Annotated in this window: 15 protein-coding genes; 7 read left to right on the top strand and 8 right to left on the bottom strand. The window is 47.4% G+C overall.

Annotation, left to right across the window (positions count from 1 at the left end):
• Nucleotides 1-1,503: a RagB/SusD family nutrient uptake outer membrane protein gene (locus tag KW844_RS18275; protein WP_218378218.1), complete on the top strand. Its 1,503-nt coding sequence runs from the start codon at nucleotides 1-3 to the stop codon at nucleotides 1,501-1,503.
• Between the two features lie 69 nt (nucleotides 1,504-1,572).
• On the opposite strand, the gene KW844_RS18270 is transcribed toward KW844_RS18275, so the two are convergent.
• On the bottom strand, nucleotides 1,573-2,136 hold the full coding sequence (locus tag KW844_RS18270) for an isoprenylcysteine carboxylmethyltransferase family protein (protein WP_218378217.1): 564 nt from the start codon (nucleotides 2,134-2,136) through the stop codon (nucleotides 1,573-1,575).
• Between the two features lie 159 nt (nucleotides 2,137-2,295).
• Between KW844_RS18270 and KW844_RS18265 the strand changes: the two genes are divergently transcribed.
• Both KW844_RS18265 and trxA read left to right on the top strand, forming a co-directional pair.
• Nucleotides 2,296-2,634 (top strand): co-chaperone YbbN, encoded by a 339-nt coding sequence (locus tag KW844_RS18265; RefSeq protein ID WP_218378216.1) that lies wholly within the window; start codon nucleotides 2,296-2,298, stop codon nucleotides 2,632-2,634.
• An 87-nt stretch (nucleotides 2,635-2,721) separates the two neighbouring features.
• Entirely contained in the window at nucleotides 2,722-3,018 is a 297-nt protein-coding gene (gene trxA / locus KW844_RS18260) for a thioredoxin (RefSeq protein ID WP_218378215.1), read from the top strand.
• A gap of 85 nt (nucleotides 3,019-3,103) precedes the next feature.
• Here trxA and KW844_RS18255 read toward each other — a convergent pair whose 3' ends face one another.
• The 4 genes from KW844_RS18255 to fbaA all read right to left on the bottom strand — a co-directional run bounded on the left by KW844_RS18255 (nucleotide 3,104) and on the right by fbaA (nucleotide 6,901).
• A complete protein-coding gene (locus tag KW844_RS18255) occupies nucleotides 3,104-4,261 on the bottom strand; it encodes a hypothetical protein (RefSeq protein ID WP_218378214.1) in 1,158 nt (385 codons plus the stop codon).
• A gap of 35 nt (nucleotides 4,262-4,296) precedes the next feature.
• On the bottom strand, nucleotides 4,297-4,734 hold the full coding sequence (gene smpB / locus KW844_RS18250) for an SsrA-binding protein (protein ID WP_218378213.1): 438 nt from the start codon (nucleotides 4,732-4,734) through the stop codon (nucleotides 4,297-4,299).
• 73 nt (nucleotides 4,735-4,807) lie between these two features.
• A complete protein-coding gene (accD, locus tag KW844_RS18245) occupies nucleotides 4,808-5,656 on the bottom strand; it encodes an acetyl-CoA carboxylase, carboxyltransferase subunit beta (protein WP_218378212.1) in 849 nt (282 codons plus the stop codon).
• A gap of 177 nt (nucleotides 5,657-5,833) precedes the next feature.
• Nucleotides 5,834-6,901, bottom strand: coding sequence for a class II fructose-bisphosphate aldolase (gene fbaA / locus KW844_RS18240; RefSeq protein ID WP_218378211.1), 1,068 nt, complete (start codon nucleotides 6,899-6,901; stop codon nucleotides 5,834-5,836).
• 62 nt (nucleotides 6,902-6,963) lie between these two features.
• On the opposite strand from fbaA, the gene KW844_RS18235 reads away from it, so the two are divergent.
• Nucleotides 6,964-7,851: an alpha/beta fold hydrolase gene (locus KW844_RS18235; protein ID WP_218378210.1), complete on the top strand. Its 888-nt coding sequence runs from the start codon at nucleotides 6,964-6,966 to the stop codon at nucleotides 7,849-7,851.
• A gap of 2 nt (nucleotides 7,852-7,853) precedes the next feature.
• Here KW844_RS18235 and KW844_RS18230 read toward each other — a convergent pair whose 3' ends face one another.
• The 3 genes from KW844_RS18230 to KW844_RS18220 all read right to left on the bottom strand — a co-directional run bounded on the left by KW844_RS18230 (nucleotide 7,854) and on the right by KW844_RS18220 (nucleotide 10,535).
• Nucleotides 7,854-8,297, bottom strand: coding sequence for a ubiquinol-cytochrome c reductase iron-sulfur subunit (locus tag KW844_RS18230; RefSeq protein WP_218378209.1), 444 nt, complete (start codon nucleotides 8,295-8,297; stop codon nucleotides 7,854-7,856).
• 82 nt (nucleotides 8,298-8,379) lie between these two features.
• Complete coding sequence (locus KW844_RS18225; protein ID WP_218378208.1) at nucleotides 8,380-9,174, bottom strand: helical backbone metal receptor; 795 nt, start codon at nucleotides 9,172-9,174, stop codon at nucleotides 8,380-8,382.
• Nucleotides 9,175-9,176: 2 nt separating this feature from the next.
• Nucleotides 9,177-10,535: a pyridoxal-phosphate dependent enzyme gene (locus tag KW844_RS18220; RefSeq protein ID WP_218378207.1), complete on the bottom strand. Its 1,359-nt coding sequence runs from the start codon at nucleotides 10,533-10,535 to the stop codon at nucleotides 9,177-9,179.
• Nucleotides 10,536-10,615: 80 nt separating this feature from the next.
• On the opposite strand from KW844_RS18220, the gene bioD reads away from it, so the two are divergent.
• The 3 genes from bioD to lpxK are packed head-to-tail and all read left to right on the top strand — an operon-like array spanning nucleotide 10,616 to nucleotide 12,919.
• Nucleotides 10,616-11,254 carry a dethiobiotin synthase gene (gene bioD, locus KW844_RS18215; protein ID WP_218378206.1) on the top strand — a complete coding sequence of 213 codons (639 nt, stop codon included), beginning with the start codon at nucleotides 10,616-10,618 and terminating at the stop codon, nucleotides 11,252-11,254.
• Complete coding sequence (locus KW844_RS18210) at nucleotides 11,254-11,838, top strand: 5-formyltetrahydrofolate cyclo-ligase (RefSeq protein WP_218378205.1); 585 nt, start codon at nucleotides 11,254-11,256, stop codon at nucleotides 11,836-11,838. Before bioD ends, KW844_RS18210 begins: the two co-directional genes overlap by 1 nt.
• A gap of 10 nt (nucleotides 11,839-11,848) precedes the next feature.
• Complete coding sequence (gene lpxK, locus KW844_RS18205) at nucleotides 11,849-12,919, top strand: tetraacyldisaccharide 4'-kinase (RefSeq protein ID WP_218378204.1); 1,071 nt, start codon at nucleotides 11,849-11,851, stop codon at nucleotides 12,917-12,919.
• Nucleotides 12,920-12,935 lie beyond the last annotated feature (16 nt).

Below are 12,935 nucleotides of genomic sequence, written 5' to 3'. Positions count from 1 at the left end.
ATGAAAAAGAACAGATATATTCTTACCGCCATATTAAGTACCGGCTTGCTGGCATCGTGCAGCAAGAGTTTCCTGGATCAGAATCCTACTAACCAGGTGCCTGAAGAACAGGTGTTCACCACCGCTGATAACGTAGAGACAGTGATTAATGGTACCTGGTCCTACGCCATGGAAACTTTCTTCACCTTTGCTGTGCCGGGTTATACCTCCATTCTCCGCGCCAGTGATGCTATGGGCAGCGATGTAGCCATCACTACCAAATATGGTTTACGTGACGCCTATACGTTTGTGGAAATGGTAGATAATACTAAGAACCGGGTGAGTGCCTACTGGACTATTCTATATAAAGTAATCGATAATGCGAACAGCGTCATCACCCGTGTTGACGGTGTTACCGGCGATGAAACCCAGAAAGCGCGGCTCAAAGGGCAAGCCTACGCCCTGCGTGGCATGTGCTACCTGACGCTGGCTTCTTACTACCAGTTTAATCCGATTGTAGATCCAAACGCGAAAGCTGTTCCAATTTATCTGACGCCTACAACGCCGGATACCAAAGGAAATCCCCGTTCTACCATCAAGCAGGTGTACGATCAGGCAATTGCCGACTTGCTCGCAGCAGAGCCATTGGTGCAAGGTTATAGTCGCGGTGATGCCAGTAAGAAATATAAAATCGATATCAATGTGGTAGAAGGACTGCTGGCACGTGCCTACCTGCAAACACAGCAGTGGACGCTGGCGCAGCAGAAAGCGGCTGCAGCACGTAACGGATATCCGCTGATGTCGGCAGACGATTATGGTAAAGGCTTTAACGATGTAAGCAATCCTGAATGGATCTGGGGACATCCGCAAACGCCCAACCAGAGCAATGCGAGCTATAATTTCCACTTCCTGGACGTGAGTTCACCAGGGTCTTACTACTTCAGCTTTATGGCTGATCCGTTTTTCAAAAATTTCTTTGATAACGGGGACGTACGTACGAAATTATTTGACTGGGATACGCTGCCATCTCAGGAAGGTTTCCTGAGATACAAGAAATTCCGTTTCCGTGATGAAACTGCGCTGATAGGAGATTTTGTGCTGATGCGCTCCGGCGAAATGGCGCTGATAGAAGCAGAAGCCTATGCCCGTGCAGGTAATACCGGCGCCGCGGCCACTAAGCTGAATGAGCTGCGTAGCGCCCGTACTGCCTACAACTATGTGGCAGGCACCGGCAACATCATTGACACCATCCTGGTAGAACGCCGTAAGGAGTTATGGGGTGAAGGATTTTCACTGTCTGATATCATCCGAACCAACGGAACTGTGGTGCGTAAGGCCTTTACGGCTTATGACGGTACTGACTCCGTGATAAATGTACCTAGAGGTAATGGTACTTTCAAGCAGGTAAAAGCAAAAGGACACAGAACGCTGCGCTTCCCTGATGGTACCGTGTTTGTGCCGCAAAGCAATTATTACCTGTTCTCTATTCCGATATCGGAAGTACAGAATAATCCGAATTTATAAATTTTCAGTATGATGAAAGGCACCGTCATGGTGCCTTTTATCATTTAATTAGTTTTTTTAGGGAGAGATTTAATACACAAAAGGCACCAGTCGTTTCGTCCTTTCCATATAATCGCTATACTCCTGTCCGAAATTTTCTAATAGTACTTTTTCCTCTACATTCATCCGGTAAATGAATGCTGCAAATACCGGAATCACCGTCACTGCCAGGCTGAACCAGTTGTTGAGGCTGATGCCATAGCCAATAAACGATAGCAGGGATGCGGCATAGGAGGGATGACGGACCAGTTTGTACATACCATCTGTTTTTACCTGGTGGCCTTCGCGGATTCTTACTGCTACAGTAAAATATTTTCCGAGAGACAGCACCGCTGCCAGGCGCAAGGCTACGCCCAATAATATAGTTACCAGGCCAGTGTACAACATCGTCGTATAGGATTGGCAGATAGGGGTGCGATTGAGAGCGGCAATATTGCCGGCAGCTACCAGGCTCACGATTATCACCACCCAGATGATGACCAGGCTGCCGCTGTCTTTCCGCTGTTTGTCGGAACTACTACCGCGCATTATGCGGTTTAAAATGATTTCAGATGCCAGCCATAACAGGTAAACAAAAGTTGCAGGAGTGAACATATTGATGTAGAATTTTGCGGTTAAGAAGATACTATAATTTCCCTAATCATTGGTATTTGTTTGTGTGGCAGACTTAAATTAAATTACATATTCCTCCCGATGCATTTTAAAATTCCTTTTTAACACCTCAAAATTATCTAACTATTTAAACCTCAAAAAATGGAACTTTTAGATCATGCCACCAAAGTATTTCTGAAAGAAATGGAACCTGTAATGGGGGGTGCTATCCCCGCAATTTTTCATTGCAGAATGAATGGCTGTCCGCCTTGTGATGAGCTGGAGGAAGTATTGAAAACCATTCACATGGAATTTGGGCAACAGATAATTATTAATTCAGTGGATGTCGACGAGCTGGTTGGAATGGCAATGAAATGGAAAATAACCGGTTTTCCAACCCTGATCGTTTATAAGGATGGGGTACTCGTCTGGCGACATAACGGTTTCATTAAAGCGAAAGAATTGAAGGAAGCAATGAATGGGGTTATCCTGATGAAGTAATAACAGATAGGCCCGGGTCGTCCTGGAACCTGGGCCTTATTTATAAAAGAGATATAAATTGCTACCTTGCAATAAAAACAGGAAGCCATGGAAAATCTGCAGACGTTAATCCAATCTTCTACGCCGCTCCTGATCGATTGCTTCGCGGAATGGTGTGGCCCTTGTAAAATGGTACCTCCGATTTTAAAGGAAGTGAAAGAGAAATTAGGTGATCGAATTCGTATTGTAAAAATTGATGTCGATAAAAATCCGCAGCTATCCGCGCAGTGGCAGATCAGCAGTATTCCTACCTTGTTACTTTTTAAAGAAGGGGAACTCCTCTGGCGCCAGAGTGGAGTAGTACCTGCCCATCAATTAGTACCTTTATTACAACAGCATGTTTAATACTTTTAGCTTTACACCTTCCGCTTGCCGCGGAAGGTGTAAAGCGCGCATAAAAAAAGGACCATTGGTCCTTTTTTTATGCGCGTTAAATATTGTTATAGAAAGTTCGCAATTCCCTTTCCAGGTCACTATAAATCGGTTTGGTAAATTCCAGGAACAGCTGATCCGGGGGGGGCGGCGCCATTTCGCGGCCTCCGATCTGTCGCAGTTCCTCGTCACTAAGCGCACGTTTATCTCCCTTAAAATACCCATATTCATTGAGCCAGGTAAAACTGCCCGGAATGCGGTTCTGACGGATCGTCTGGCTGTTGGCGGTCGCAATAATCCGGTAATCGAGCAGGCCTTTGGATACTACCGTTTGCTTGGTTAAAAAGAGTGTAGCCTTTACCGTTATAAATTTCTTGGTTTCTTTACCACTGGTATCTTTCACCACGCCATCCTGGATTTCCCTGCTCACATCACGTTGTACGCGGTCCACGTAGGTTTGTCCGACTATGAAATCAAAGAACCGTAATTCCAGGTACTCGTCTGCCGGTACTTTATTGGCGGCGGCAAAGCGGTCGTCATAAAACTGCACAAAGCGGTTAATGTTCTGGCGCTGCACGCTTTGTACCAGGTAATCGCGGAACTGGTCAGCGGAAAACTGGAAATACGGGGAGCGTACCTCCAGCTGGCTGATCACCACTCTTACCACGCCTATGTTGAATGCTTCTTCTTTGAGCGCTTTGGCATCACGGAAGTTGGGCACCAGCTTTTCGGCGGCGGTAAATTCGTCGTAGGCCTGGCGTGCGCTGGCTTTATCGCCATTGTCGAGCAGCTGGGTACCGCGGTTATATCGCACTTCCGCAGCGTTTTCCTGTGCCCCGGTGATGGCGGCGGAGTAATCCTTTGGCTGCACTACTTTGAGAGCTGCCGGGGAGGATTTAATGGCATTATAGAGCGATTGCATGCTTCTGTATTCAGCACGCACGCTTTCCCATTTTAATTCGTTGTTGGAGCGTAGCAGCTGGCTTACTTTTTCTTCGTGCTGTTGCAGGGAATGGTCGTAAGCGGCTGGCAGCAGTTGTAGTGCTTTTGTGTCGTTAGGGCGCTTTTGCAGCTTTTTGACGAAGGTGTGCACTGCTTCATCGTAACGACCTTTATTGTACAGCTTTTCACCGGATTTGCATGCACTCAGGCATAGCAAAGCCAGTCCGCAAACGATGGTTTGCAGTTGGCGGTAGGATGGGAGATGAACTTTCACTTGAAAAGGGTTTATGGGATAAATGATAGGTTCAGCTATTTGAATTGTCTCCTCAGCTCTCTGTCCGACTCACGTTGTTTAATGGACTCACGTTTATCGTGCATTTTCTTACCCTTACCCATACCAATTTCCATTTTTGCGAGGCTCTTATCATTGATGAAGATGCGCAGCGGGATAATGGTATAGCCTTTCTCCTTGATTTTGTTCTCCAGTTTACGGAGTTCTTTTTTGGTGAGGAGTAATTTCCTTTCGCGAAGGGGATCGTGGTTGGCAGCGGTGCCATGGGAGTATTCTGCGATGTGCAGACTCTTAACAAACAATTCTCCTTTATGGAAATAGCAGAAAGCGTCATTAAAGCTCACCCTGCCGAGACGGATAGATTTGATTTCCGTTCCGGTCAATACAATGCCGGCAATATACTTGTCTTCTATTGCGTACTCAAAATATGCCGATCTGTTTTTTAATTCTGCCATAGTGATTGCTTACAAAAATGCTTTATGGATTTGCAGTGTAGTCTCCAAATCCATAAAGCATGCAATGTAAAGGTTATTTTTTGAACAGGGAGAGTACTGTTGCCAGTTTGGTTTTCAGTTCTTTCCTGTCGATAATAAAATCGAGGAAGCCGTGTTCCAGCAGGAACTCTGCGCTTTGGAATCCTTCAGGTAAATCTTTTTTGATAGTTTCCTTGATGATCCTCGGACCGGCAAAGCCGATCAGGGCCCCCGGCTCGGCTACGTTGAGGTCGCCCAGCATCGCGTAAGATGCGGTAACGCCACCGGTAGTAGGGTCGGTCATCAGGGAAATATAAGGCAGCTGCGCCTCGGCCAGCTGAGTCAGTTTAGCGGATGTTTTAGCCATCTGCATCAGCGAAAATGCACTTTCCATCATACGGGCACCGCCGGATTTGGAAATGATCATCAACGGTTTCTTATTCGCGATGCAATAATCAATGGAACGGGCGATTTTCTCACCTACCACAGAACCCATGGAGCCACCAATAAAGTTGAAGTCCATACATGCTACCACCAGGTCGTTGCCCAGTACTTTACCAGTACCAACGGTCATGGCGTCTGTCAGGCCGGATTTCTTTTGGGCATCTTTCAGCCTGTCAGCATAAGGCTTTAAATCCTTAAAGCCGAGGAAATCGGTTGGGTAGATATTTGGAAACAGCTCTTCGAACTGATTTTCGTCAAAGATGATCTCAAAGTACTCTGCAGAGTTGATACGGTTGTGGTAGTTGCATTTATCACAAACGTAATAATGCTCGCTCAGGTCCTTAACAGTGGTGGTTTTCTTACAGTTAGGGCACTTGTGCCAAAGACCATCAGGAGCTTCTTTCTTCTCACTGGTGGTAGTGGAAATGCCTTGTTTAATTCGCTTAAACCAGCTTGACATATTCTTCTGTTAGATTAGAAAATAGTGGTGCAAGATACGAATTAATGAATTATTTAGATAAAAAATCAAATAATTATAATATAATACCTTATAGATCAGAGAAATTTAGCACCTGTTATTCATAAAAAACGCCCCTGCCGCAGGGCAGGAGCGTTTCCAATGTTATGACCAAACGAATTAAGCGTTTCTGTTGATACAGTTCAGATCCTGGAACGCTTCTTCCAGACGTTTTACGAAGGTTTCTTCACCTTTACGCAGCCAAACGCGTGGATCGTAGTATTTTTTATTTGGTTTATCCGCACCTTCAGGGTTGCCCAGCTGTGCCTGCAGATAATCTTTTTTTGCTTCGTAGAAATCGTGAATACCTTCCCAGAATGCCCACTGCATATCGGTATCGATGTTCATTTTGATTACACCATAACCCAGCGCTTCCGCAATCTGGTGTTTTGGAGAACCACTGCCACCATGGAATACATAGTATACTGGTTTCTCTTTGGTGCCAAATTTCTGCTGGATAAACTCCTGGCTGTTGTGCAGGATCACCGGACGCAGTTCTACGTTGCCCGGGCTGTAAACGCCATGTACGTTACCGAAAGCAGCAGCCACTGTAAAGCGGTTACCTACTTTTGACAGTACTTCGTATGCATGTGCTACATCTTCAGGCTGTGTATAGAGTTTGGAGTTTTCTACATCAGAGTTGTCAACACCGTCTTCTTCACCACCGGTAACACCCAGCTCGATTTCGATAGACATACCCAGTGGCGCCATTCTCTCATAGTATTTGTGAGAGATTTCGATGTTTTCTTCCAGTGGCTCTTCAGACAGATCCAGCATGTGAGAGCTGTACAGTGGCTGACCGGTTTGTTTGAAGAATTGTTCACCTGCATCCAGCAAACCATCGATCCATGGCAACCATTTTTTAGCAGCATGGTCAGTATGCAGTACTACAGGAACACCATAATATTTAGCTACCTCATGTACGTGTTTTGCGCCGGAAATACCACCTGCAATGTTAGCCTGCAGTTTGTCATTTGGCATTCCTTTACCGGCAAAGAATTGAGCCCCGCCATTGGAAAACTGTATAATTACCGGTGAATTCACCTTTGCAGCAGTTTCCAGTACTGCGTTTACGGAGTTAGTTCCTACTACGTTTACCGCAGGCATCGCCCATCCGTTGTCCTTTGCGTCATTATACAGCGCATCCAGCTCTTCGCCGAATAATACGCCAGCTCTGTATTTTCCCATACTCTAAAATGTATTTGATTTTTTAGGAAAGCAAATATAAGGAGTAAAAAAGCAAAATTATAATGGAAAAAGATTTTACCTCTGCCTTTCATATGTCAGCGGATAATTGTAATTTTTACACCGAATTATACTTCATGAAATATTTCAACATCCTTATATTCACTATCCTTGCGTCGTTCACCGGTTTTAACCGCGCCGCCGCACAGGCATCCCCGGAGCCCGTAACCTACTTTCAATCGTTCGACAGCACCCGCATTCACTATACGGTGGCCGGCAAAGGCGATCCCGTAATATTACTGCATGGTTTCATCTTAAATGGCGATTCCTGGCGCAAGGCGGCCCTGTATGACTCCCTGCTCAAAGCCGGCTATCAGGTGATTACCCTGGATATGCGGGGGAACGGCCTCTCCGATAAACCGCACGATTCCAGCGCCTACGCCAATGATGCGGAGGCTAAAGATGTAATGGCACTGGCCACCCATCTGAAACTGCTGAACTATAAAGTAGTGGGATATTCCCGCGGAGCCATCATCGTATCCCGCCTGCTCCTGCTCGATGAGCGTGTTAAATGCGCTGTCATGGGTGGTATGGGCACAGGATTCACCGATCCGGAATGGCCGCGCCGTAAAATGTTTTACCGCGCACTCGACGGTGACAATATCCCGGAACTGGTTACCATGGTAAAAAGCGTACAGGCAGCCGGGTTAGATCAGCAGGCGCTGGCACTTATGCAGAAAGAACAACCCGCTACTACCCCCGCAGAACTGGGGAAAATAACACAAGCTGTATTGGTGATCGGAGGAGATAAAGACCCGGACAATGATACCGGCGGTGCACTCGCCGCTATGATGCCCGTTGGTATGCATGCAACCGTAGAAGGCGACCACGGAAGCACCGTTCGTACAGCCCACTTTGCCAGCTGGGTGGTGGACTTTCTGAACAATCACTAAAATCAGCTCACCGTCAGCACATTACCACTGACAGTAACCTGGTAAGCCGTAAGGGGATTTGCTGCCGGCCCTGTGTTTACTGCTCCGCTGGTAGCATATCTGCTGCCATGGCCGCAAGGTGCATTACATTCAATTAATCCGGAAGTTTTGTTGTAGGCAGATACCGTGCAACCCTGATGGGTGCAGGTGCTGGATAATGCGGCGAAATCCGCTGCAGTATTGCCACTGCCGGTACGGATCAGGATCACTCCTCCTGAAATTTTTGCATCGCCCACCGCCATTAACTCATTGTTGAGATTCACGGATAACCGGGTACTACCACCACCGGCAGGAGGAGGTGGGGTGGAGTTGTCATATCCTCCGCCGCCACCGCAGGCCGCTAGTCCCGCCGTGCAGGCCAGTGCCAGCGTAATTCCAAGGTTTGCAACAAAGTCGCGTCTTTCCATAATAATAGATTTAGCAATGAAACAGTTTGTATATCTTCTGTTTACGTGGCTGCTAATTATTAGGTTGCCCGACTAAAATTATTTATTGGAAACCAGCTTCCCGCAAGGAGGCAATGAGGCCGGAAAAGTAAGCAGGGGCGCCCTTCAGGCGACTACCATACCAGGAAAAATATTCACCATCCACCAATTGTATGTTGGCTGCCGGCAGTACTTCCTGCAATTCAGCGATATGTTTTTCTTTAAAAGGATAGGGCTCAGAAGATAATAATATCAGCTCACATCCAGTGGTACTTAGTTGTTTTAGGGAGATGTCAGGGTACCGTGGCACGTGGCTGTAAGCATTAACAAACCCGCAACGCTCCAGCATCTGGTGTATAAAAGTATCGTTACCGGCTACCATCCAGGGTTCCCGCCATATGAAGTAGGCGGTGCGTACACCACCCAATGGTTGCAAGGCGGCAAAGTCGCCCTCTATTTCAGCAATCATGGCTACCGCCTTCGCCATGGTTTGTGTAAGTGCACCTATGCCGGCAATCATGCCCAGCGCATCTTCCAGACTATGAATATCACTAACCCACACCGGAAATTCTTCCATCAGCGCTTCAATGTCAGCCTGGGTATTTTCCTCTTTATTGGCAATAATTAAATCCGGTTGTAAGGCGCGTACCTGGTCCAGGTGCACATTTTTAGTGCCGCCTACGCGGGCCTTGCTGCGAAACCACTCCTGCGGATGGATACAAAATTTAGTAATACCCACCACACGCTCCCCCAGTCCCAGACTATGCAGCAGTTCTGTTTGAGAAGGCACCAGCGAAACAATGCGCGCCGGTGCCTGGTCTAATATAATTGTACGTTGTAATTGATCTGTAAATTCCATCTTTATCTTCCTAATGCCTGTATTATATCATACTTAGTGATGATGTGGTAATCACCGCTTTCGTCTTTGGTAAGCACCGCACCATTTTCCTTATTGATATACATGGACAGTTTTTCTATTGGTGTATTTTCGTTTACGATTGGAAAAGGCGCCTGCATCACTTGTTTCACGGTGGCGTCCTTCAGGTTGGCATCGTCAATGAGACGGTTAAAGAGGCCATTCTCAGAAACGGAACCTACCATCTCTGCACCCTGCATCACCGGCAGGTGCTCTATATCAAATTTGCGCATTTTAGCAATCACTTCACTCACTTTCTCTTCTGCTGTAATACTTACCAGCGGCTGGTTACGGCGGGAGCTTACTACATCTTTCACTGTTTTTACATCCAGGAAGCCGCGCTCCATCATCCACTGGTCGTTGTATACCTTACCTACGTAACGGCTGCCATGATCATGGAATATCACCACCACCACATCGGTTGGTTTCAGATGTTCCTTGAGTTGAATCAGTCCCGACATGGCAGATCCTGCGGAGTAACCCACAAAGATGCCTTCTTCTTTGGTGATACGGCGGGCCATCACCGCACCGTCCTTATCGGTTACTTTTACGAACCGGTCGATCACGTCCATATCGTAGTTCTGTGGCACAAAGTCTTCTCCGATACCCTCTGTGATGTAAGGGTACACTTCACTCATATCTATTTCCCCGGTTTCAAAATATTTTTTCAGCAGGGAGCCATAGCTATCTATTGCCCATACCTGGATATCCGGATTTTTCTCTTTCAGGAATTTGCCAGTGCCGGTGATGGTGCCGCCGGTGCCGGTGGCAACAATCAGGTGGGTGATCTTACCGTCTGTTTGTTCCCAGATTTCCGGGCCTGTTTGTTCATAATGGGCATCCCTGTTAGCCAGGTTGTCATATTGGTTTACGTAAAATGAATTCGGTATTTCCTGCGACAGGCGCCTGGATACAGAATAGTAGGAGCGGGGATCTTCCGGTTCTACGTTGGTTGGGCATACGATCACTTCGGCGCCAACGGCTTTAAGTATATCCACTTTTTCTTTGGACTGCTTATCAGTTGTGGTGAAAATACATTTGTAGCCTTTGATCACCGCAGCCAGGGCCAGGCCCATACCGGTATTACCACTGGTACCTTCAATAATGGTGCCTCCTGGCTTCAGCAGGCCTTTTTGCTCCGCTACCTCTACCATTTTTACGGCCATGCGATCTTTGATGGAGTTCCCTGGGTTAAAAAATTCTACTTTGGCAAAAACCGGGCATGGCAGCGTGGCAGACACGCGATGTAACTTTACTAGTGGAGTATGTCCAATCGTTTCGAGGATGTTTTCACAATATTTCATATTCTTGGAGGTTGTACTTTACTAAGATAGGTTTTTTTGCCTTTCTCCCCGCATGCCCGATAAACCCTATCTTTGCCCGGATGAACAAGCGAATTTTTATTACCGGTACCGGCACTGGAGTGGGAAAAACCGTAACCGCCGCCTGTGTAACGGAAGCGTTGCAGGCCGACTACTGGAAACCGGTGCAGACAGGACTTTCCGAAGGTACTGACACCAATACCATATTATCACTGATCAGCAATCATAAGACTATATGCCACCCGGAGGTTTACGCCCTGGAGGCGCCTGAATCTCCCCACCTGGCTGCCCGGATGCAGCAGCAAACGATCGATGCGGATCGTATCCTGGCCCGGCTCGACCAGTTCGATCCGGCACGCCCGCTGGTGATCGAAGGCGCCGGCGGCCTCATGGTACCCTTCAATGAGGAGTTGTTCACGCTGGATATGATCTCCAAAATGCAGGCACGTGTCATAATTGCCGCTCAAAACTACCTTGGCAGTATCAATCATGCCATGCTTACCGCCCGCCTGCTGCAACATACAGGCGTTCCCGTTATAGGCTGGATCTTCGGTGGGGACTGGCATTCCAACGAAGAGGATATTATCCGCTGGTCCGGCATCCCCCGTATTGGCCGGATTCCGCAGGCCGCAACTGTCGGAAAGGCATTTATACAGGAGCAGGCACAATTGTTGTCGCCCTCGTTACACCAACTGTTATAATGACAACGAAAAAGGATATACGAAAACATTTTCTGGAACAGCGGTTAAACCTGGACGAATCCACCGCTGCCCGGCTAAATGCGGCTTTGCTGGAACAGGTGCTGCGCATTGACTTTGCACCGTATAGGTATGCACATGTCTTTCTCCCCATACTGGAAAAGAAGGAAGCAGATACCTGGCCTGTAATTGAAGCCCTCAAAGTCCGGTATCCCCAGCTGAAATGGGTGTTGTCGCGTTCCGATATGCAGGCTGGCACCATGGAGCACCTGGTATGGACGCCCGCTACCACCCTTGCGCAGAACAAATTTGGTATTACGGAGCCACAAAACGGCGAGCCCGCTGATCTCTCCCTGATAGATGTTGTATTTGTACCGATGCTGGCCTTTGATACGCAGGGCCACCGGGTAGGATATGGTAAAGGGATGTATGATCGCTTTCTGAAACTATGCCGTCCGGATGTGCAAACCATTGGGCTGTCACTGTTTGAGCCGATTGCAGAAATACCGGGAACAGATCCCTGGGATGTGCCGCTGCGTATAGTGGTAACCCCGGAAAAAATCTATCATTTTAATAACGAAGCCTAAACATACTAACGTGCTGAAATATTTGTCTGTACTGCTTTACCCGTTTTCCCTGCTTTATGGCCTGGTGATGTGGGTGCGAAATAAACTCTACGACAGGGGAATGCTCACCGCGGTGGAGTTTGACATCCCAACCATTGCTGCCGGCAACCTGTCGGTAGGTGGTACCGGCAAAACACCGCATGTGGAATACCTCATCCGCCTGCTCAAACAGCAATTCCAGGTAGCCACCCTCAGCAGGGGCTATAACCGCCGTACCAGCGGCTATATATTGGCTGATACTACCACCACCGCATTAGAAATTGGTGATGAGCCGATGCAGTTTCATCAGAAATACCCCGATATTCGTGTAGCCGTAGGAGAGGAGCGGATGCTGGCCATCCCGCAGCTGCTGATGGATGAACCGGATACCCAGGTGGTGTTGCTGGATGATGCCTTCCAGCACCGCAGCATAAAACCTGGCATGAATATTCTTATTACAGAATACAACCGCAGGTTTACCCGCGATCATGTAGTGCCCTTTGGCAGACTAAGAGAGGGGAGAAACGGCTACCACCGCGCAAATTGTATTATCGTTTCCAAATGTCCGCCTGAATTATCACTGTCAGAAAAGGCGGCCATCGAAAAAGAAATTGCACCATTGCCGCATCAGCAGGTGTTTTTTACTACCTTGCAGTACGGAGCCATGTACGATCTTATTACGCAGGAACCGGTAAGCATCTCTCCTGATACCACCGTGCTGCTGGCATGTGGCATAGCACGGCCCGAACCACTCCTGGATAAACTCAGGTCTTCCTTTAGTCAGGTTTACCTGCTGGCATTCCCGGATCATTACTATTATTCCGAAAAAGATATCGCCAAAATCATCCGGGAACGGGATGGTTTACCAGGCAATAAAAAAATGGTAGTGACCACTGAAAAAGACGCAGTAAGGCTGCATCTGCTACAAAAAAACCTGACAGAACAAAACATGCAAATGGCTGTTATGCCAATTGAAATTGCATTCCTGTTCGATGGAGCAGAAAGATTTAATAATTTTATTTTTGATTATGTAGGAAGCTTTTATCCTACGGCCAATCAATGAAGAACTACCCTGAAAC

Origin of the sequence: Chitinophaga sp. sic0106 (genome assembly GCF_019219075.1) — a bacterium.
GTDB lineage: Bacteria > Bacteroidota > Bacteroidia > Chitinophagales > Chitinophagaceae > Chitinophaga.
This window is presented reverse-complemented; position numbering and strand designations above follow the sequence as displayed.